General features: G+C 59.0%; 17 protein-coding genes. 3 read left to right on the top strand and 14 right to left on the bottom strand.

Going from position 1 to position 19,484, the window contains the following annotated elements; all coding sequences use genetic code 11:
* Window positions 1-134: 134 nt before the first annotated feature.
* Window positions 135-1,781, top strand: a complete 1,647-nt coding sequence (locus WG899_RS18530; protein ID WP_339597134.1) for a hypothetical protein — start codon at window positions 135-137, stop codon at window positions 1,779-1,781.
* A 64-nt stretch (window positions 1,782-1,845) separates the two neighbouring features.
* On the opposite strand, the gene phoR is transcribed toward WG899_RS18530, so the two are convergent.
* The 7 genes from phoR to pstS all read right to left on the bottom strand — a co-directional run bounded on the left by phoR (window position 1,846) and on the right by pstS (window position 8,702).
* Window positions 1,846-3,207: a phosphate regulon sensor histidine kinase PhoR gene (phoR, locus tag WG899_RS18525; protein WP_339597133.1), complete on the bottom strand. Its 1,362-nt coding sequence runs from the start codon at window positions 3,205-3,207 to the stop codon at window positions 1,846-1,848.
* 37 nt (window positions 3,208-3,244) lie between these two features.
* Window positions 3,245-3,946 carry a phosphate regulon transcriptional regulator PhoB gene (phoB, locus tag WG899_RS18520; RefSeq protein WP_339597132.1) on the bottom strand — a complete coding sequence of 234 codons (702 nt, stop codon included), beginning with the start codon at window positions 3,944-3,946 and terminating at the stop codon, window positions 3,245-3,247.
* Window positions 3,947-4,036: 90 nt separating this feature from the next.
* Complete coding sequence (gene phoU, locus WG899_RS18515; protein ID WP_339597131.1) at window positions 4,037-4,744, bottom strand: phosphate signaling complex protein PhoU; 708 nt, start codon at window positions 4,742-4,744, stop codon at window positions 4,037-4,039.
* Between the two features lie 107 nt (window positions 4,745-4,851).
* Window positions 4,852-5,637 (bottom strand): phosphate ABC transporter ATP-binding protein PstB, encoded by a 786-nt coding sequence (pstB, locus tag WG899_RS18510; protein WP_263536635.1) that lies wholly within the window; start codon window positions 5,635-5,637, stop codon window positions 4,852-4,854.
* 16 nt (window positions 5,638-5,653) lie between these two features.
* Window positions 5,654-6,523 (bottom strand): phosphate ABC transporter permease PstA, encoded by an 870-nt coding sequence (gene pstA / locus WG899_RS18505; RefSeq protein WP_339597139.1) that lies wholly within the window; start codon window positions 6,521-6,523, stop codon window positions 5,654-5,656.
* Between the two features lie 11 nt (window positions 6,524-6,534).
* Complete coding sequence (gene pstC, locus WG899_RS18500) at window positions 6,535-7,494, bottom strand: phosphate ABC transporter permease PstC (RefSeq protein ID WP_339597138.1); 960 nt, start codon at window positions 7,492-7,494, stop codon at window positions 6,535-6,537.
* A gap of 167 nt (window positions 7,495-7,661) precedes the next feature.
* Entirely contained in the window at window positions 7,662-8,702 is a 1,041-nt protein-coding gene (pstS, locus tag WG899_RS18495; RefSeq protein WP_339597130.1) for a phosphate ABC transporter substrate-binding protein PstS, read from the bottom strand.
* Window positions 8,703-8,899: 197 nt separating this feature from the next.
* Between pstS and WG899_RS18490 the strand changes: the two genes are divergently transcribed.
* Complete coding sequence (locus WG899_RS18490; RefSeq protein WP_339597129.1) at window positions 8,900-9,391, top strand: fasciclin domain-containing protein; 492 nt, start codon at window positions 8,900-8,902, stop codon at window positions 9,389-9,391.
* A gap of 122 nt (window positions 9,392-9,513) precedes the next feature.
* On the opposite strand, the gene glmM is transcribed toward WG899_RS18490, so the two are convergent.
* The 4 genes from glmM to WG899_RS18470 all read right to left on the bottom strand — a co-directional run bounded on the left by glmM (window position 9,514) and on the right by WG899_RS18470 (window position 14,693).
* Window positions 9,514-10,851, bottom strand: a complete 1,338-nt coding sequence (gene glmM, locus WG899_RS18485; RefSeq protein ID WP_339597128.1) for a phosphoglucosamine mutase — start codon at window positions 10,849-10,851, stop codon at window positions 9,514-9,516.
* Between the two features lie 39 nt (window positions 10,852-10,890).
* A complete protein-coding gene (gene folP / locus WG899_RS18480; RefSeq protein WP_339597127.1) occupies window positions 10,891-11,793 on the bottom strand; it encodes a dihydropteroate synthase in 903 nt (300 codons plus the stop codon).
* A gap of 135 nt (window positions 11,794-11,928) precedes the next feature.
* On the bottom strand, window positions 11,929-13,833 hold the full coding sequence (ftsH, locus tag WG899_RS18475; protein WP_339597126.1) for an ATP-dependent zinc metalloprotease FtsH: 1,905 nt from the start codon (window positions 13,831-13,833) through the stop codon (window positions 11,929-11,931).
* A 173-nt stretch (window positions 13,834-14,006) separates the two neighbouring features.
* Entirely contained in the window at window positions 14,007-14,693 is a 687-nt protein-coding gene (locus WG899_RS18470; protein ID WP_339597125.1) for an RlmE family RNA methyltransferase, read from the bottom strand.
* Window positions 14,694-14,713: 20 nt separating this feature from the next.
* Here WG899_RS18470 and WG899_RS18465 point away from each other — a divergent pair, with 20 nt between their 5' ends.
* A complete protein-coding gene (locus WG899_RS18465; RefSeq protein WP_339597124.1) occupies window positions 14,714-15,190 on the top strand; it encodes a YhbY family RNA-binding protein in 477 nt (158 codons plus the stop codon).
* On the opposite strand, the gene WG899_RS18460 is transcribed toward WG899_RS18465, so the two are convergent.
* From WG899_RS18460 to carB, 3 genes are all read right to left on the bottom strand, one after another.
* Window positions 15,165-15,626 carry a DUF4149 domain-containing protein gene (locus WG899_RS18460; protein WP_339597123.1) on the bottom strand — a complete coding sequence of 154 codons (462 nt, stop codon included), beginning with the start codon at window positions 15,624-15,626 and terminating at the stop codon, window positions 15,165-15,167. The genes WG899_RS18465 and WG899_RS18460 overlap by 26 nt on opposite strands.
* 19 nt (window positions 15,627-15,645) lie before the next feature.
* Complete coding sequence (greA, locus tag WG899_RS18455) at window positions 15,646-16,122, bottom strand: transcription elongation factor GreA (protein ID WP_339597122.1); 477 nt, start codon at window positions 16,120-16,122, stop codon at window positions 15,646-15,648.
* A gap of 93 nt (window positions 16,123-16,215) precedes the next feature.
* Window positions 16,216-19,482 carry a carbamoyl-phosphate synthase large subunit gene (gene carB / locus WG899_RS18450; protein WP_339597121.1) on the bottom strand — a complete coding sequence of 1,089 codons (3,267 nt, stop codon included), beginning with the start codon at window positions 19,480-19,482 and terminating at the stop codon, window positions 16,216-16,218.
* Window positions 19,483-19,484 lie beyond the last annotated feature (2 nt).

Raw genomic sequence — 19,484 nt, 5'->3', positions numbered from 1 at the left:
CTGTTTTCCCCGTCGCTTGACCGGATTCTTGCTCCGTCTTTAAGCTCCAAGTCGTTCAGCAGCAGCCCTGCTGATGGAGCAATTTTTGCGGCATGATGGCGGCTGATCGACACGAAGCACCTCTTCTAGCCAGCGTGAATCTACCCACCCCCGCCATTGTCGCCGTACGAGGCGCACAGCGCCTGCCTCGCTTGGCCCTGATTTTTCTGTGCGCCGCCTATGTGTTGCCCGGACTGTTCGGGCGCGACCCTTGGCGAAATGCTGATCTCAGCTCGTTTGGCTTCATGGCAAGCATCGCCCAAGGGCATGCTGCATGGTGGCAGCCCGCCATTGGCGGCATTCCCGCTGCCGGGGGCCCACTGCCCTACTGGATCGGCGCATTGGCCATCAAGGCCCTTCCATTCATTGACGCCGCATTGGCGGCACGCCTGCCATTCGCCCTGATCCTGATCGGCGTCCTGGTGCTGGTCTGGTACAGCAGCTTCCACCTGGCCTGCACCGATGCGGCGCAACCCGTGGCCTTTGCTTTTGGTGGCGAGGCCCATTCCATTGACTACGCACGAGCCCTCGCGGATGGCGCCCTCTTGGCGTTGATTGCCTCGCTGGGTCTGCTGCAACTCGGGCACGAAACCACGCCCGAATTGCTGCAACTGGCCGCCGTGTCTTTGTACCTGTATGCCTTGGCGGCCGCGCCCTTCAGACAAACCAAGTCACGTTGGGCGGCACTAATGTCCTTACCGATGTTGGCGGCCAGTGATGCGCCGGCCGTTGCGCTGGCACTATCCCTGGTAGGTGCAGTGCTATGCCGACGCTCAAACTTCGAACAGGTTCGCACCTTGAGTGGCTGGCTTTTGGCGGCCGGTCTGCTTGCCGCCTTGAGCGCCTGGGGCTTCAACGCCTGGGCCTGGCGGGTCAGCGCCCAAGCCAGTTTTGACTTCGGCCTGTCCATGCTCAGCCTGGTCGGGTGGTTCTGCTGGCCTTCCTGGCCCTTGGCACTTTGGACACTGTGGCGCTGGCGCAGCCATTGGCAACGGCGCCACATCATGGTACCGCTGTCATGCGCGCTGGTGTCCTTGATCACCTGCGCGCTGATGGGCGGCTCTGACCGCGCTCTTTTGCTGAGCCTGCCGGCCTTGGCACCATTGGCAGCCTTTGCCCTGCCTACGCTGCAGCGAGGCATTGCGGCCGCCATGGACTGGTTTTCGGTGTTTTTCTTCAGCGCCAGCGCCCTGTTCTTTTGGGTCTACTACGCCTCCATGCAGACCGGGTGGCCGGCTACTCCGGTGGCCAATATGCGCCGCCTGGCCGATGGTTTCGAACCTTCTTTCAGCGCCTCTGCATTGCTGCTGGCATTGCTGGCAAGCCTGGCTTGGTTGGCCCTGGTGCGCTGGCGCACCGCCCGGCATCAGCCCGCTCTTTGGAAGAGCTTGGTTCTACCCGCCAGTGGCGTTGCCCTCAGCTGGTTGCTGGCCATGAGTTTGATGATGCCGCCGTTGGACTACGCACGCAGCGATACGCCTTTGGTTGAGCGCTTGCGAGCACATGTCCCCGCAAGTGCCAACTGCATTGCGACACCGAATCAAGCCCTGCACACCATGGCCGCACTTGAATTCCAAGGCGGATGGCGGGTTGACGGGCTGCATCAATTACAGAGCAGTCCCTGCCACTACGCATTCTTGAACGGCCCCATCAAGGAAATGCCGGAAGGCTGGGAGCAAATCGCCAATATCCGCCGTCCCACTGAACGGGCCTATGGCTTTGCGGTACTGCGCAGACTTTAAGCGAACCTAGCTGAGCGCTTTACGGGATCGCTAACCTGCCAGCAGCAATCCCCTAACGTACGATTCAGGCAGGCAGCGACGACGACATTGCTGACTCAACACCCAGAGGCGTTTCACCCAATGGCCGAATCCGAACCGCAGGAAAAACCAGCTTGAATTTGGAGCCCTTGCCCGGCTCGCTGGCGATTTGCAGTTCGCCACCATGGCGCTGCAGCACATGCTTGACGATGGACAAGCCCAAGCCCGTGCCCCCCGTTTCGCGCGAGCGACTGCCATCGACGCGATAAAAGCGCTCGGTCAAGCGAGGCAGATGTTCGCGAGAGATGCCGGGGCCGGTGTCGTTCACACTGAGTTCACCCGAACCGTCGGACAGCAGCCGCCAGCTGACCTCCACCTCACCGCCCTCGGGCGTGTAACGCACCGCATTGGTCACCAGATTGGCCGCAGCACTGAGCAGCTCGGATTCAACCCCGGCCAGCTCAATATGGGTATCCAGCTGGATGCGAATCTGATGCCGCCCGGACGATAGCGCCAGGGCGTCGGAATTGATGCGCCCAAGCAGGGCATCCAAGCCAACCCAACGGTCGGGCGCGGGCCGCGGACTTCCCTCCAATTGGGCCAGCGTCAACAGATCACTGACCAGCCCCTGCATGCGTTGGGTTTGTTGCCCCATCAAGGTCAAGACCCGACGCCTTTCGGCTTCGGTCAGCGGCAAGGAGCTCATGGTTTCAATGAAGCCAGACAGCACCGTCAAGGGCGTGCGGATTTCATGCGACACATTGGCCACAAAGTCCCGACGCATCGCGTCTGCACGTTCGCGCTCAGTGATGTCCTGAGACAAGACCAAGGTCATGCCCTCGCCATAACGCCTGACCACCACAGACAGCGTCCCCAAGCCGCGCACATTGCTGAGGATCAGCGGCTTGTCAAACTGGCCGGCTTGCAAGAAGGCCACGAAGGCAGGCGACCGCACCAAATTGGTCACGCGCTGACGCAAGTCACGCTGCGGATCGAGCGAGAAGTGATCGGCAGCGACTCGATTGCACCAGTGGATTTGATCCTGCTCATCGAGCATCATCACCCCATTCGGCGAGGCTTCAATGGCCGACAAGAACTGATCCAACTGCATGCGTTCGCGTGCAATGGTCTTGTCGCGGTCGCGCACAGCGCGCTCGATCCGGTAGGCCAACTCGCCCCACAAACCGCTGTCACGCGGCGCAGTCTCCAACTGCGAACCGCGCAACCATTGAAGCAGGCGGTGGCCGCGAATAGCGTCCACCAGCACCAAAGCAACCACCGCACAAGCGGCACTGAACACCTCGGCCAGCAGTGGCAGCTTCAGCCAATGCTCAAACCAGATGCCAATTGCAGTTCCTAGCAACACCGCCAACAAGGCCAATACGAATCGTGGCAGCAACCAACTCACACCAACTCCTGGCTAGGGGCAAGGACCACAGCGAGCATCATGCCGGCAAAGCGGCGACCTGTTGAGTCAAACGATAGCCTGCACCACGAACCGTCTCGATCATGCGGGCGCACTGCACGCGCTCAAGCGCTTCGCGCAAGCGCTTGACGTGCACGTCGACCGTGCGCTCCTCAATGAACACATGATCGCCCCAGACCCGGTCCAGCAACTGCGAGCGGCTGTGCACTCGCTCGGGATGGGTCATGAAGAAATGAAGCAGACGGAATTCCGTCGGGCCCAGCTTGACCTCGGCGCCATCCCGGCTCACTCGACGGGTACCCGGATCCAGGCTCAGCCCACCAACTTCCACCAGCGAGTCCAAGGCCTCGGGCGCCTTGCGCCGCAACACTGCGCGAATGCGCGCCAGCAATTCGTTGGTCGAAAAAGGCTTGGTCAGATAGTCATCGGCGCCCGCATCCAGACCCGACACCTTGTCGGTTTCTTCGGCCCGGGCGGTCAACATGATGATGGGCAACTCTTTGGTACGACTCGCGCCGCGCCACTGACGTGCCAAGGCCAGGCCAGACTGACCCGGCAACATCCAATCCAACACGACCAAGTCCGGCAGGACCCGGTCGACTTCATATTGGGCCTGGTCGGCGCTGGCGGCCAGCGTGACCTCAAAACCAGCGTGACGCAAATTAATGGAGATCAGTTCTGCAATTGCAGACTCATCTTCCACCACAAGAACTCGACTCATGCGCTTGCTCCTCAGCTCAGCGGACCAGGGCTGGACTCAGCCCTGGTGAAAATGAATGTAAACAGTGTTTCTAAGCAGGCAGAAAGCAGCTCAGCGAACCATGGTTTCCACGGCCTCGGGTGTGTTGTGGCGCACGTCGGTACCCTTGACCACATAGATGATGACCTCAGCCAGGTTCTTGGCGTGATCGCCAACACGCTCAATGGCCTTGGCGACAAACACCAGGTCGATCGAAGACGAGATCGTGCGCGGGTCTTCCATCATGTAGGTGATCAGCTTGCGCATCAGGCCGTCAAATTCCTTGTCGATCTGATCGTCCTGCTTGAGCACCTCGACGGCCTTCTCAACGTCGAGTCGAGCAAATGCATCCAAGGCCTTGCGCAACAAGGCTGTGGCCAACTCGGCTTCGAACGCCAGGTCAGACATCGGCAAGCGCAAACGGCTGGAGACACCTGAGTTGATCAAGCGCTGCACCGTGCGTGCGATGCGTGCCGCCTCGTCACCGACGCGCTCGAGGTTGGCAATCGTCTTCGAGATGGCGATCAGCAGACGCAAGTCACGCGCCGTCGGCTGGCGCCGGGCGATGATGCCGGACAGGTCGCGGTCAATATCCACTTCCATGGCATTGACCTGCTCTTCTTGCTTGAGCACCACGCTGGCAATGTCGCCACTGAAGGAGGTCAAGGCCAAGACCGCTTGCGCGACCTGGGACTCCACCAAGCCACCCATTTCCAGCACTCGCGTGGAAATGCCGCTCAGCTCAGTGTCGAATTGTGTGGAGAGATGTTTGTCACCCATGGCTTGATCCTGAAGTATTCCGATGAACCTGCTGACCGCAAGGTGCGGGTTCGTTGAAAGGGGTACTGCTTGTCTTGTTGTGAAGTGCGCCGAACGAAAACCATCAATCAGCCGAAGCGGCCGGTGATGTAGTCCTCGGTGTCTTTGCGCTTGGGTTTCATGAACAGTTCGGTCGTGGGACCGAACTCGATCAAGTCGCCCAGATACATATAAGCTGTGTAATCCGAGCAGCGCGCGGCCTGCTGCATGTTGTGGGTCACGATGGCCACGGTGTAGTCGTTCTTGAGCTCATGAATCAGCTCTTCGATCTTGCCGGTGGAAATCGGATCCAGCGCCGAGCAAGGCTCGTCCAAGAGCAGCACTTCAGGCTTGATGGCAATGCCACGGGCAATGCACAAACGCTGCTGCTGACCGCCAGACAGACCCGAGCCGCTTTGGTTCAGCTTGTCCTTGACTTCACCCCACAACGCCGCCTTTTTCAAGGCCCACTCGACGCGCTCGTCCATCTCAACACGAGGCAAGGTCTCAAACAAACGCACGCCAAAAGCGATGTTGTCGTAGATCGACATCGGGAACGGAGTCGGCTTTTGGAAGACCATGCCGATCTTGGCGCGGATCAGCGAAACATCTTCCTTGCTGGTCAGGATGTCTTGCCCGTCGAGCAAGATCTGACCCTCGGCGCGCTGTTCCGGGTAGAGCTGGAACATGCGGTTCAGCGTGCGCAACAAGGTCGACTTACCGCAGCCCGAGGGGCCGATGAAAGCGGTGACCTTGTTCTCTGGAATGTCCAGATTGATGTTCTTCAAGGCAAGAAAGTTGCCGTAGTAGAAGTTCAGGTTCCGAACCGAGAGCTTTGCCCGCTCGGTGACAGGCATATCAACTTTTGCGTCCATGGTGAACTCCGCTCTATCAATGCTTATTCTTGAAAAGTACGCGCGCCAAGATGTTCAACGCCAACACCCCGATGGTGATGATGAAGACACCTGCCCAAGCCAGCTTCTGCCAGTTTTCATAGGGGCTCATGGCGAACTTGAAGATGGTGACCGGCAAGCTGGCCATGGGCTGGCTCAGATCCGAAGTCCAGAACTGATTGGACAGCGCCGTGAACAACAGCGGTGCTGTTTCACCCGAGATGCGCGCCAGGGCCAGCAAGATACCGGTCAGCACACCCGCGCGGGCCGACTTCAAGGTCACCGACAAGATAACCTTCCACTTCGGCGTGCCCAGCGCGTAGGCAGCTTCACGCAGCGCATTCGGGATCAGGCTCAACATGTTCTCGGTGGTACGGATCACCACGGGAATCACGATCAAGGCCAAGGCCAAGATGCCCGCAAAGCCAGAGAAACTGTGCATGCGCGCCACCACCAGGCCATAAATAAACAGGCCCACAACGATGGACGGTGCCGACAGCAGAATGTCGTTGATGAAGCGCACCGTGGAACCCAGCCAAGTCTTTTGGCCATACTCGGCCAGATAAATACCGGCCATGATGCCGATCGGTGTGCCCAAGAGCGTGGCCAGTCCAACCATGGCCAGCGAGCCAAAAATCGCATTGGCCAAGCCACCGGTTTCAGCCATCGGCGGCGGGGTCATTTCGGTGAAGGTGGCCAGATTCAAGCCGCCGAAACCGAGTCGCACGGTCTCAAACAGAATCCACATCAACCAAAACAGGCCGAAAGCCATCGCGCCCATGGAGAGCGTCAAAGCCACGCCATTGACGCGCTTGCGCTTGCGGTGCATGGCCAGACGCTTGGCGTCCAGGCCGGGGTCACGTTTCATTGCTGGGCTGTTCATGAACGGGCTCCTTCACTCTTCTTCAACTGCGACAAGAGCACCTTGGAACAGGCCAAGACAACAAAGGTAATGAAGAACAAGACCAGGCCCAAATAGATCAAGGACGCTTGATGCAGGCCCTCGCCTGCTTCTGCAAATTCATTCGCCAGTGCCGAGGTAATGCTGTTGGCAGCCTCAAACACCGACAGAGAGTTCAACTGGTTCATATTGCCGATGACAAAGGTGACTGCCATGGTTTCACCCAGGGCGCGACCCAAGCCCAGCATGATGCCGCCAACCACACCGGTCTTGGTGTAAGGCAACACCACCCGAGACACCACTTCCCAAGTGGTCGAGCCCAGTCCGTAAGCCGACTCTTTCAACATGGCCGGCGTCACCTCAAACACATCACGCATCACCGAGGCGATAAAGGGAATGATCATGATGGCCAGGATGATGCCTGCAGACAAGATACCAATACCAACCGGCGGGCCCGAAACCAAGGTCCCCAAGAAAGGCACATCGCCAAGCAGACGCTGCAAGGGCTGCTGAACATAGGTGGACAAGATCGGCCCGAACACCAGCAGACCCCACATGCCGTACACGATGGACGGCACGGCAGCCAACAACTCAACCGCCACGCCCAGCGGGCGCTTCAACCAACTTGGCGACAACTCGGTCAAGAACAGTGCAATACCGAAGCTCACCGGCACGGCAATCAACAAGGCGATGAAGGACGTCATCAAGGTGCCGTAGATCATCACCAGGCCACCAAACTTCTCCTGCACCGGATCCCATTCACTGGTCCACAAGAAAGCCAGGCCAAATTCCTTGATAGCGGGCGCAGCGCCGATCACCAAGGACACGATGATGCCCACCAACAAGCTCAGGGTCAGCCAAGCGGCCCCATGCGCAAAAAAAGAAAACAGCTTGTCCGCCCAAGGCGCTACAGCACGCCGAGTCGGCGGACTGGCCAAGGGCTGAACACGCGCACCCGGCTGCCCGGAGTCATAGGTATTGGCTGGAAGTATTGCGGCCACGGGGCCTCCGCATGGTCTGCGTTGAAGAAATCGAAGCGGCTGATTCGACAACAGCCCGGCAGGCTTTCTAGCTACCGGGCTGTCGTCAAGGACTCAGCTCAAACTCACTTGTAGCTGATGGCCTTGCCCGAAGCGTCCTTCAGGTTATCGGCCCACTGCTTGCGGATCAGGTCCTTCACGCTTGCAGGCAATGCCACATAGTCCAACTCATCGGCGCTCTTGTCGCCATTGATGAAGGCCCACTCAAAGAACTTCAGCGTGTTGGCGGCATTGACCGGTTTGTCCTGCGTCTTGTACATCAAGATGTAGGTGGGGTTAGCCAAGGGCCATGCATCCTTGCCAGGCTGCTCGGTGGTGATTTGATAGAAGGATTTCTTCCAGTCAGCACCGGCCGCTGCAGCCTTGAAACCGTCTTCGCTTGGGGCGACAAAATTGCCATCCTTGTTGCGGAGCATGGTGTAGGTCATCTTGTTTTGCTTGACGTAGGCGTATTCGACGTAACCGATCGAGTTAGGCAGACGCTGCACGAAGGCGGCAACGCCTTCATTGCCCTTGCCGCCCGCGCCGGTAGGCCAGTTCACGGCCGTGCCCTCGCCAACCTTGCTCTTCCACTCGTCATTCACCTTGGACAGGTAGTTTGTGAAGATGAAGGAGGTACCCGAACCATCGGCACGACGCACCACAGAAATGGCGGCGTCAGGCAGCGGCACACCAGGATTCAGCGCCGTCAGGGCGGCGTCATTCCACTTGGTGATCTTGCCCAGATAGATATCGCCCAACAGTTGACCCGTCAGCTTGATTTGACCCGGAGCGATGCCCTTGATGTTGACCACCGGCACGACGCCGCCGATCACGGTGGGGAATTGAATCATGCCGTCTTTGGCCAATTCATCGTCCTTCAGCGGCATGTCGCTGGCGCCAAAGTCCACGGTCTTGGCCTTGATCTGGCGAATGCCAGCACCCGAACCCACCGACTGATAGTTGATGCGCGCACCCGAAGCCTTGTTGTATGCGTCGGCCCACTTGGCATACAGGGGAGCCGGGAAAGTCGCACCTGCGCCGGTCACGTCTTGGGCATGAGCCAAGGGCAGAACAGCCATACCGGCTGCGAAGAAAATTCCAGTGCTGGGCAAATTGAATTTCATGAGCGTCCTATTGGTGCTTGGAGTAACAACAGCCGCCATGTTATGACTCCAATATGACATGACCGTGACGGCGCTATCGCGACTAAACGCACCAACGGATCATGTCACAAAGCAAGTTTTCGCCATACAAGATTCATTGAACCGTCATATTGCCTGCTTAAGCTCCTCCACTGCCCTTATTTGTGGAGACTTCCAACATGAACACGATTCGACGCGCGCTGACGGTGACCAGCATGATTGCGGCAGCTTTGGCACTCAGCGCTTGCGCGACCGCCCCAGCACCCAGCAATTTGGCTGACACGCTGGCACGCAATCCGCAACTCAGCACCTTCAATCGCCTGGTGGAGCAAGCCGGCCTGAAAGAGTCCCTGCAAGCTGCCGGCCCCTTGACTGTGTTCGCCCCCAGCGATGAAGCGTTCAAAACAGTGCCGGCCAAGACGCTGGAAGCACTGAGCCAAGACAAGACTCAACTGCAAGCGCTGCTGAACTTCCATCTGGTGCCGAACAAATTGGCCGCTGCGGATGTCAAGAACGGCAATGTGAAGACCGTTCAGGGTGCCAACCTGGCCTTGAGCCGCGCAGGTGATTTCGTGACCGTGGAAGATGGCATGGTCCAGCAAGCAGACATCGTGGCCACCAATGGCGTCGCCCACGTGATTGACCGGGTGCTGACACCGCCGAAGAAGTAAGCAATTCGTCGAGTTGCCTGATTCTGGGAGGCTCGCCCCTGGAATCAGTCCAGCAAAAAGGCCCGCTGCAAGTCAATTGCAGCGGGCCTTTCAATTTGAACTGGGCCGACAAGCCCTCAAGGTCAAGCCGGCAGCTTGACCGCGTCCGCCAAACGCTGTGCGCAACGCTGGGCCAAGCCTGCATCGCTGGCTTCCACCATCAAGCGCAACAAGGGCTCGGTGCCCGAGGCACGAATCAGCACGCGGCCCCGGTTGCCCAATTCAGCCGTGACTTCAGCCTGTTCGCGAGCCAGATGGGGGTTGCTCTTCCAATCCTGCCCCGCCTGCAAGCGCACATTGATCAAGGTCTGCGGGAACAAGCTGACGTCCGCCAATTGATCAGCCAGACTGCGGCCGGTCCGGCACACCGACTGCAAAATCAACAAGGCGCTGACGATGCCGTCGCCCGTAGTGTGCTTGTCCAGGGCCAACAAATGACCGGAGCCCTCGCCACCCAACTGCCAGCCACGCGCGCTCAGCTCTTCCAACACATAACGATCGCCTACCTTGGCGCGAACAAAGTCCACATCCAGGGACTTGAGCGCCAACTCGACCGCCATATTGGTCATCAAGGTGCCCACCGCACCAGCCACCCGATGCCCCTGCGCCAAGCGGTCTGCGACCATCACATAGAGCAGCTCGTCCCCGTTATAGAGACGACCCTGTGCGTCGACCAACTGCAGCCGATCGGCATCACCATCCAGCGCCACCCCATAGTGGGCGCCATGCTCTTGCACTGCCTTGACCAGGGCCGCAGGCGAGGTAGCACCAAAGCCGGCATTGATATTGAAACCGTCCGGGCTGCAACCGATCGAAATGACCTCGGCGCCCAGTTCATGGAAGACATCGGGCGCCACATGGTAGCCCGCACCATTGGCCGCATCGATGACGATCTTCAGGCCCTTCAGCGTCAGATCCGAGCCGAAGCTGTTCTTGCAAAACTCGATATAGCGACCGCGGGCGTCAGCAATGCGTTTCGCTCGCCCCAGGTTTGCGGAATCGATCCAAGTCGGCGGCTCTTCAAGCGCGGCCTCGACCGACTGCTCCCAGGCATCGGGCAGCTTTTCACCCTTGGCCGAAAAGAACTTGATCCCGTTGTCAGCAAATGGATTGTGCGAGGCGCTGATCACCACGCCCAAGTCCTGCCGCAAAGCACGCGTCAAGTAAGCAACGCCAGGCGTTGGCAAGGGTCCCGTCAGCAGAACATCGACACCTGCCGAAGCGAAGCCAGCCTCGAGCGCCGACTCAATCATGTAGCCGGAAATTCGCGTGTCCTTGCCAATCAAAACACTGGGGCGAGCGCCAGACTTGCGCAGGACCTGACCCACCGCGTGTCCCAGGCGGAGCATGAAGTCTGGTGTGATCGGCGATTGTCCTACCGTGCCACGAATTCCATCGGTTCCGAAATACTTACGGCTCATACAGAGCACCCTCCTGAATAGCTATTGATCGATTGTCCATCAGTCGCATGACGCAATTTCAAGTGAGCCGGCTGCGGCGCACCAAACCTTGACCGCATCCACGGTGGGCGCGACATCGTGCACACGCAAAACTCTTGCACCGTTGTTCAATGCCAGCAAAGCCGCGGCCACGCTCGCGGCCTGACGTTGATCCACCGGCCGCCCTGTCACATCACCCAAGGAGCGCTTGCGGGACCACCCGGCCAGCAAGGGAAACCCCAAGCTCAGCAGTTCGGACTGCCGCCGCAACAATTCAAAGTTTTGTGGCGTGGTTTTGGCAAAACCATAGCCTGGATCCAGAACGATGCGGTTCGGCGCAATACCCGCAGCCACGGCGCAAGCCGCCCGCGAGCCCAAAAACTCGGCGACCTCGACAACCACATCCCGATAGTCGCACATCGACTGCATGGTGCCGGGCTCGCCGCGCATATGCATCAAACACACCCCGGCCTTGGCATGCGCGCTAAGCAAAGACAGCGCCGATTCATCCTGCAGCGCCTTGATGTCGTTGATGATGTCAACGCCCATCGCCAAGGCCCGCGCCATCACGCCGGCCTTGCATGTATCCACAGATACCGGCACACCCAGAGTCAAAGCCACCGCAAGCACGGGCTCAATGCGCGCCCACTCTTGCTCAAGGCTGAGACTGACTGATCCGGGTCGACTCGACTCCCCGCCAATATCCAGAATATCGGCGCCCTCTTCCACCAAGCGCCGGCAATGGGCCACCGCTTGATCTGCACTGCCGTGCTGGCCGCCATCCGAGAAGGAGTCCGGTGTCACATTGACGATCCCCATCACCTGGGGCCGCCTCAAATCAATCTCAAAACGTGCGGTTTGCCAGGTCCTTACGGCGTTCGAATCAGCCGGATCCAATGTCTCTGGTTTCTCGCTCGTACTCATGATTCTGAAATGAAAACGGGGCCAGTCTTTGCAGACGGACCCCATGCGGTCACCGGGCGACTAGTCCGGCAAAACAATATGCGACAAGAGCAGATTCAAATCGAATGCAAGCTCAAACCACCAACTGCCAGACCATCACACCACAGCAGCAGCGCTACCGGGTGAGACCGGTGGCACACCGCCATCAGACTTGCTGCTGGCGGATGGTGTCCAGTCCTTGGGCAACCGCGCCGGCTTGCCGGTCATGATGTCCTCGATCTGGTCAGCATCGATGGTTTCAAACTCCAACAAGGCGGTTGCCATGGCGTGCATCTTGTCTTTGTTCTCTTCAATCAAACGCCGCGCGATACCGTACTGATCATCAATGATGCGGCGAATGACCGTATCGACCTTGCGCATCGTCTCTTCAGACATATTGGTCGTCTTGGTCACCGAGCGGCCCAGGAAGACCTCACCTTCATTGTCCGAATACACCATCGGGCCTAACTCGTCGGTCATGCCGTAGCGCATCACCATATCGCGCGCAATCGCAGTGGCGCGCTCAAAGTCATTGGAGGCGCCGGTGGTCATTTGATTCATGAACACCTCTTCCGCAATGCGGCCACCGAAGAGCACCGAAATGGTCGAAAGCATGCGCTCCTTGTCCATGCTGTAGCGGTCACCTTCGGGCAGTTGCATCGTCACGCCCAGGGCGCGGCCACGCGGAATCACGGTGACCTTGTGGACAGGGTCGGTCTTGGGCATCAGACGCGCCACCAGTGCATGGCCTGCTTCGTGATAGGCGGTGTTGCGGCGTTCTTCCTCCGGCATGATCATGGACTTGCGCTCGGGGCCCATCATGATCTTGTCTTTGGCCTTTTCAAAGTCGACCATTTCGACCACGCGACCGCTGCGGCGCGCCGCAAACAAGGCAGCCTCATTGACCAAATTGGCCAAATCAGCACCCGAGAAGCCGGGCGTTCCGCGAGCCAAGATATCGGCGCGGATGTCTTGGCCAACGGGCACCTTACGCATGTGCACATTCAGAATCTGCTCGCGGCCACGCACATCGGGAAGCGTCACATAAACCTGACGGTCAAAACGACCGGGGCGCAGCAAGGCAGGATCCAGAATGTCCGGACGGTTGGTCGCGGCCATCACAATGACGCCGAGATTGGTCTCGAAGCCGTCCATCTCGACCAGCATCTGGTTCAGCGTCTGCTCACGCTCGTCGTTACCACCGCCGAGGCCGGCGCCACGGTGGCGACCGACCGCATCGATTTCATCGACAAAGATAATGCAAGGCGCACTCTTCTTGGCCTGCTCGAACATATCGCGCACGCGGGCTGCGCCAACGCCAACGAACATCTCGACGAAGTCTGAGCCGGAGATTGCGAAGAAAGGCACCTTGGCCTCACCCGCAATGGCCTTGGCCAACAAGGTCTTGCCGGTGCCGGGAGGGCCTACCAGCAGCACGCCACGAGGGATACGACCGCCCAGCTTTTGAAACTTTTGCGGGTCCTTCAGGAAGTCGACCAATTCCTTGACTTCTTCCTTGGCCTCATCGCAGCCAGCCACATCGGCGAAGGTCGTGGTGTTGTTGGCCTCGTCGAGCATGCGGGCCTTGGACTTGCCAAAGCTGAACGCGCCACCCTTGCCGCCACCCTGCATCTGGCGCATGAAATAGACCCAGACGCCGATCAACAACAACATTGGGCCCCAGCTAATCAACATATTGATCAGGAAGGAAGGCTCCTCGCGCGGCTTGACATCGAACTTAACGCCGTTGTTGCGCAGATCACCGATCAGGCCGCGGTCCAAATAAGTCGCTGCAACGCGCAGCTTTTTGCCTTCATTGGTTTCGGCCAGGATGTCAGTCCCCGCACCACCCTCTTGCAAAGTGACCTGCTTGATGCGATGCGCCTGAACCTCGTCCAGAAATTCCGAGTAACCGATTTGGTTCCCCTGGGATGCACCTCGGTCGAACTGCTTGAAGACAGTGAACAGCACCAAGGCGATCACTATCCAAACAGCTACCTTCGAGAACCACTGATTGTTCACCGCGACTCCTTCATTCAATTCGCCCGACCGCACCAATGGCGGTCTTGTGCACGGCATATGGGGTTGATTCTATTGCAGTCAAGGGGGTCATCTGCTTTTGCATAGCCCCATGAGCCAGCGGACATTGCCAGACATTACCGAGTCCTCGGCAAAACCTAGGACTCAATATCGCTTCAGCGTGGTTTGGCAGGGGATTTAAGACCAATGCCTACCAAAAAGGTCTCGGATGAGCGATCCCGGGAGGCCTTGGGCTTGACCGCTTTGACCTTCTTGAAGGTGGCCTTGAACAATTCCACCAACTGACTGTAGCCACTGCCGTGAAAAACCTTGGCGACCAAGGCGCCTTCAGGCTTCAGGTGATGAATTGAGAAATCGATGGCCAACTCAATCAAACCGCCAACTCGCGCTGCATCAACGCCCTCGATGCCCGACAGATTCGGCGCCATATCGGACACCACCACATCCACTGGCCGCCCACCCAAGGCCTGCTCCAATTGCTGAAGCACGGCTTCTTCTTGAAAGTCCCCCTGGATGAACTGCACACCTTCGATCGGCTCACAGGGCAGCAAATCCAGCGAGATGATGGTGCCGTTGAGTGCACCGACCGCAGCACCGCCCACGCCCGCCTCTTTGGGCGCAAAGCAGCGGCGCAGATACTGACTCCAAGCACCGGGTGACGCACCCAAATCGACGACGATCTGACCCGGACGTATCAGCTTGAGCTCCTCGTCAATTTCCTTCAGCTTGTAAGCTGCGCGCGCACGGTAACCATCCCGTTGCGCCATCTTGACGTAGGGGTCGTTGATGTGATCATGCAACCACGCCTTATTAAGTTTCTTGCTTTTTGTTGTGAACTTCATGTTGCACGGATAATACGCGTATGCCTGCGATTCAATTGACCCCTGCCCAGCGCAAGGAAAAACGTTCCGATGCCCACCATCTCGACCCGGTCGTGATGATAGGCGCGGATGGACTCACCCCTGCCGTCGTCAAAGAGACCGACGCTGCCTTGAATGCCCACGGGCTGATCAAGGTGCGCATCTTCTCGGACGACCGCGCCAACCGCGAGAGCATTTTTGCCTCTCTGTGCGGCGAACTGAATGCCGCGCCGATTCAGCACATCGGCAAGCTGTTGATCATCTGGCGTCCGATGCCGGAGAAAGTGGACGCCGAGCGTGAAGACGGCAAAGCCGGCCCACGCGTGGTGAAGATTGTGAAGTTCTCCAAGAGTGGCAACCATCGCCCTCAGGTGAAGAAGCTTCGCGTACTTGGCAATGAGCGCGTCGCCCAAGGCGGCGAGATCAAGCGTGCCAAGCGCCGCCTGACCAGCGTCAAGAAGAACGCACAGGATCAGTAAACGAAACCGAAGTGATTGCTGCCGTGCTGCGCCACGCCAAGGCCAGCACCAGCAAAACCTTGAGGCCGTAAAAGCCCAAAGACACGCCGTGCAAAGCCATGAAACCCCATGGCCCTTGGCCCGCCTTGGCTGCAGCCATCATCGGCTGCAGGCCGTAGTACCCTGCTACGGTGCAAAACAGAGCCCCTGCGGGCAGAAGGAAGTCGGCAGAAATTGCCGGCAAGCCACGATCTCGGGCCCAGCGTCGCTCCATCAGCATCAAAAGCAGGCCGGCCGCCAGAGAAAGCTGCGCCTCTAAAGAGAACAAGTGCGCCACCACCAAGCCAGCCTGGGCTCGCTCAAGGACCGCAAATGCCGAAGGTGCAGCCACCCAGGCCACCGTCAACAAAAGGCCGCCCCACAGGGCGGCCAACAGGGCTCTAAGGCGATTCAACATAGCGAATCGATGCGTCACCTTACACGTAACGAACTTCCACCACTTCGTAGCGCTTGATGCCGCCCGGTGCCTTCACCTCGGCCACATCGCCCGCCTCTTTGCCGATCAAGGCACGGGCAATCGGCGAGCTGATTGAAATCAGGCCCAGCTTCAAGTCCGCCTCATCGTCACCGACGATTTGATAGGTAACCTCGGCGCCGCTGGCCTCTTCTTCCAGATCCACCGTCGTGCCGAAAACAATGCGCCCACCGGCATCCACCTCCGCAGGGTCGATCACTTGCGCAGCGCCCAACTTGCCTTCAATTTCCAAGATGCGGCCTTCGATAAAGCCTTGCTTGTCCTTGGCCGCTTCGTACTCAGCGTTCTCGGACAGATCACCTTGAGCACGCGCTTCGGAGATTGCATTGATCACCGCGTGCCGCTCAACACTCTTGAGGCGATGCAATTCTTCTTTGAGCTTTTCAGCACCGCGCTTGGTCAATGGAATCGTGGCCATGATTTATTTCGTAAACCTTGAAAGACAAAATGAATCCGCCGCTGCGGCTCGGGGCGACCCGAAGCGCGGCGGCGGAATTCTTGAGACCGAAGTTTAGTGCAGTTCGGCGTGCAGTTCTTGCAGGGATTGCACCAGCAAACCGTTCTGGTGCTTCATCCCCTCCACCGCCGCTTCGCAGCCGGCCATGGTGGTGTAGTAGGTGACGCGCGCAGCCAATGCGGCCTGACGGATATGACGGCTGTCCGCAATCGCGGTGCGGGTTTCATCCACGGTCGTGAAGACCAATTGGATTTCGCCGCCCTTGATCATGTCAACGATGTGTGGCCGGCCGTCCTTGACCTTGTTGACTACACGAACCGGCACGCCCACTTCAGCGATAGCCGCAGCGGTACCCTTGGTCGCCACCACGCCGAAGCCCAAGGCATGCAGGTCCTTGGCCACGGCCACGGCGCGCGCCTTATCGCCGTTCTTCACGGTGATGAGGATATTGCCCTGGCGCGGCAGGCGCGAACCAGCACCCAACTGGCTCTTCAACATGGCTTCACCAAAGGTCTTGGCAGCACCCATGACTTCACCGGTCGAACGCATTTCTGGACTCAGGATCGGGTCCACACCGGGGAACTTGTTGAAGGGGAAGACCGCTTCCTTGACGCTGAAGTAAGGCGGAATCACCTCGGTCGGCACACGACCCTTGCGATCCTTCTGGTCCTTCAGCTTTTGGCCCGCCATGCAGCGCGCGGCAATCTTGGCCAGTTGCTGGCCGGTGGCCTTGGAGACAAAAGGCACAGTACGCGAAGCGCGTGGGTTCACTTCGAGCACGTAAACGGTGGCGCCTTCCAGGCCGCCGGTCACATTGCCCTGAATGGCGAACTGCACATTCATCAAGCCCACCACATTCAGGCCGCGCGCCATGGCTGCAGTCTGCTTGCGCAACTCGTCTTGCAAGGCCTTCGACAAGGTGTAAGGCGGCAGCGAACAAGCCGAGTCACCAGAGTGGATGCCGGCCGCTTCGACGTGCTCCATGATGCCTCCGATCATCACATCGACGCCATCGCTGATGCAATCCACATCGACTTCCAGCGCATCTTCCAAGAAACGGTCCAGCAGCACCGGAGACTTGTCCGACACGCGCACCGCTTCGCGCATATAGCGCTCCAGGTCCTTGTCACCGTGCACGATTTCCATCGCGCGGCCACCCAAGACATAACTCGGACGAACCACCAAGGGGTAGCCAATCTCACGCGCCAAGACCAGCGCCGCCTCTTCAGTACGCGCGGTGCGGTTCGGCGGCTGCTTCAGACCCAGGTCATGCAGCAGTTTCTGGAAGCGCTCGCGATCTTCGGCGATATCGATGCTCTCGGGCGAGGTGCCGATGATGGGCACGCCATTGGCTTCCAAGTCGAGCGCCAGCTTCAGCGGCGTCTGGCCACCGTACTGGACGATCACGCCGACAGGTTTTTCCTTGTCGACGATTTCCAGCACGTCTTCCAAAGTCACCGGCTCGAAATACAAGCGGTCCGAGGTGTCGTAATCGGTCGACACGGTCTCGGGGTTGCAGTTGACCATGATGGTTTCATAGCCGTCTTCGCGCATGGCGAGTGCGGCGTGAACGCAGCAGTAGTCGAACTCGATGCCTTGGCCGATACGGTTCGGGCCACCGCCCAAAACCATGATCTTCTTCTTGTCGCTAGGCTCGGCCTCACACTCTTCCTCGTAGGTCGAGTACATATAGGCGGTCTGCGTTGCGAACTCTGCAGCGCAGGTGTCAACGCGCTTGTAGACCGGACGCACGGCCAAGGCGTGACGCGCACGCCGCACCTCGTGTTGGTTAGACACCAGCAGCTTACCCAGGCGCTTGTCCGAGAAACCCTTCTTCTTCAGCAAGCGCAGCTCATCCGCACTCAAAGAGTCCAGACTGCGCCCTGCCAGCGAGAGCTCGATCTTCACGAGTTGCTCGATCTGAGCCAGGAACCACGGATCGATGGCAGTCTCTTCAAAGACTTCAGCCAAGCTCATGCCGATGCGGAAGGCATCCGCCACAAACAGCACGCGCTCGGGACCAGGCTCGCCGATTTCCTGGATGATCTCTTCGCGATCGTCGGAGCGCTCGCTCAGGCCATCAATGCCGGTCTCCAGGCCGCGCAGGGCTTTCTGGAAGCTCTCTTGGAAGGTGCGGCCCATGGCCATCACCTCACCCACGGACTTCATCTGCGTGGTCAAACGCGAGTCCGCCATCGGGAACTTCTCGAAGGCAAAACGCGGGATCTTGGTGACGACGTAATCGATGCTGGGCTCGAACGATGCAGGCGTTGCGCCGCCAGTGATGTCGTTGCGCAACTCATCCAGGGTGTAGCCCACGGCCAGCTTGGCGGCGATCTTGGCGATCGGGAAGCCAGTTGCCTTCGAGGCCAGTGCGGAGGAACGCGAAACGCGCGGATTCATCTCGATCACCGTCATCCGGCCATTGACCGGGTTGATCGAGAACTGCACATTGGAGCCGCCGGTGTCCACGCCAATTTCGCGCAGGATCGCGATCGAGGCGTTGCGCAGCAGTTGGTACTCCTTGTCGGTCAAGGTCTGCGCAGGGGCCACGGTGATCGAGTCACCGGTGTGCACGCCCATCGGGTCCAGGTTTTCGATCGAGCAGACGATGATGCAGTTGTCCTTGCTGTCGCGGACCACTTCCATCTCGTACTCTTTCCAACCAATCAAAGACTCTTCGATCAAGAGTTCATTGGTCGGCGAAAGATCCAAGCCGCGCTTGCAGATCTCCTCAAACTCTTCCGGGTTGTAGGCAATACCACCACCGCTGCCGCCGAGCGTGAAGCTGGGGCGAATCACCATCGGGAAACCATTGCTGCCGGTCTCGAGCGCAATGCGCTTTTGCACCGCCAGCGCTTCTTCCATCGAGTGCGCAATGCCCGACTTGGCCGAGTCCAGGCCAATCTTGGTCATCGCGTCTTTGAACTTCAGGCGGTCTTCGGCCTTGTCGATCGCCTTTTCGTTGGCGCCGATCATCTCCACGTTGTACTTGGCCAGCACGCCGTGCTTGTGCAGGTCCAGAGCGCAGTTCAACGCCGTTTGCCCGCCCATGGTCGGCAGCACTGCATCGGGGCGCTCCTTGGCGATGATCTTCTCGACCACTTGCCAGGTGATGGGCTCAATATAGGTGACGTCAGCAGTATCCGGGTCCGTCATGATGGTGGCTGGGTTGCTGTTCACCAAGATGACCTTGTAGCCCTCTTCGCGCAGCGCCTTGCAAGCCTGTGCGCCCGAGTAGTCGAACTCGCAGGCCTGGCCGATGATGATGGGGCCGGCCCCAATGATCAGAATGCTTTTAATGTCAGAACGTTTTGGCATGT

Origin of the sequence: Paucibacter hankyongi (genome assembly GCF_037482915.1) — a bacterium.
GTDB lineage: Bacteria > Pseudomonadota > Gammaproteobacteria > Burkholderiales > Burkholderiaceae_C > Paucibacter_A > Paucibacter_A hankyongi.
The sequence above is the reverse complement of the archived record's forward strand: the minus strand, read 5'-3'. Positions and strand labels throughout refer to the sequence as shown.

Bases quoted from the DNA above. Each gene is read 5' to 3' on its own strand.
- phoB (WP_339597132.1), bottom strand. From the start codon at position 3,946: ATGAGTCGAGTTCTTGTGGTGGAAGATGAGTCTGCAATTGCAGAACTG.
- phoU (WP_339597131.1), bottom strand. From the start codon at position 4,744: ATGGGTGACAAACATCTCTCCACACAATTCGACACTGAGCTGAGCGGC.
- pstB (WP_263536635.1), bottom strand. From the start codon at position 5,637: ATGGACGCAAAAGTTGATATGCCTGTCACCGAGCGGGCAAAGCTCTCG.
- pstA (WP_339597139.1), bottom strand. From the start codon at position 6,523: ATGAAACGTGACCCCGGCCTGGACGCCAAGCGTCTGGCCATGCACCGC.
- pstS (WP_339597130.1), bottom strand. From the start codon at position 8,702: ATGAAATTCAATTTGCCCAGCACTGGAATTTTCTTCGCAGCCGGTATG.
- WG899_RS18490 (WP_339597129.1), top strand. From the start codon at position 8,900: ATGAACACGATTCGACGCGCGCTGACGGTGACCAGCATGATTGCGGCA.
- glmM (WP_339597128.1), bottom strand. From the start codon at position 10,851: ATGAGCCGTAAGTATTTCGGAACCGATGGAATTCGTGGCACGGTAGGA.
- folP (WP_339597127.1), bottom strand. From the start codon at position 11,793: ATGAGTACGAGCGAGAAACCAGAGACATTGGATCCGGCTGATTCGAAC.
- WG899_RS18470 (WP_339597125.1), bottom strand. From the start codon at position 14,693: ATGAAGTTCACAACAAAAAGCAAGAAACTTAATAAGGCGTGGTTGCAT.
- WG899_RS18465 (WP_339597124.1), top strand. From the start codon at position 14,714: ATGCCTGCGATTCAATTGACCCCTGCCCAGCGCAAGGAAAAACGTTCC.
- WG899_RS18460 (WP_339597123.1), bottom strand. From the start codon at position 15,626: ATGTTGAATCGCCTTAGAGCCCTGTTGGCCGCCCTGTGGGGCGGCCTT.
- greA (WP_339597122.1), bottom strand. From the start codon at position 16,122: ATGGCCACGATTCCATTGACCAAGCGCGGTGCTGAAAAGCTCAAAGAA.
- carB (WP_339597121.1), bottom strand. From the start codon at position 19,482: ATGCCAAAACGTTCTGACATTAAAAGCATTCTGATCATTGGGGCCGGC.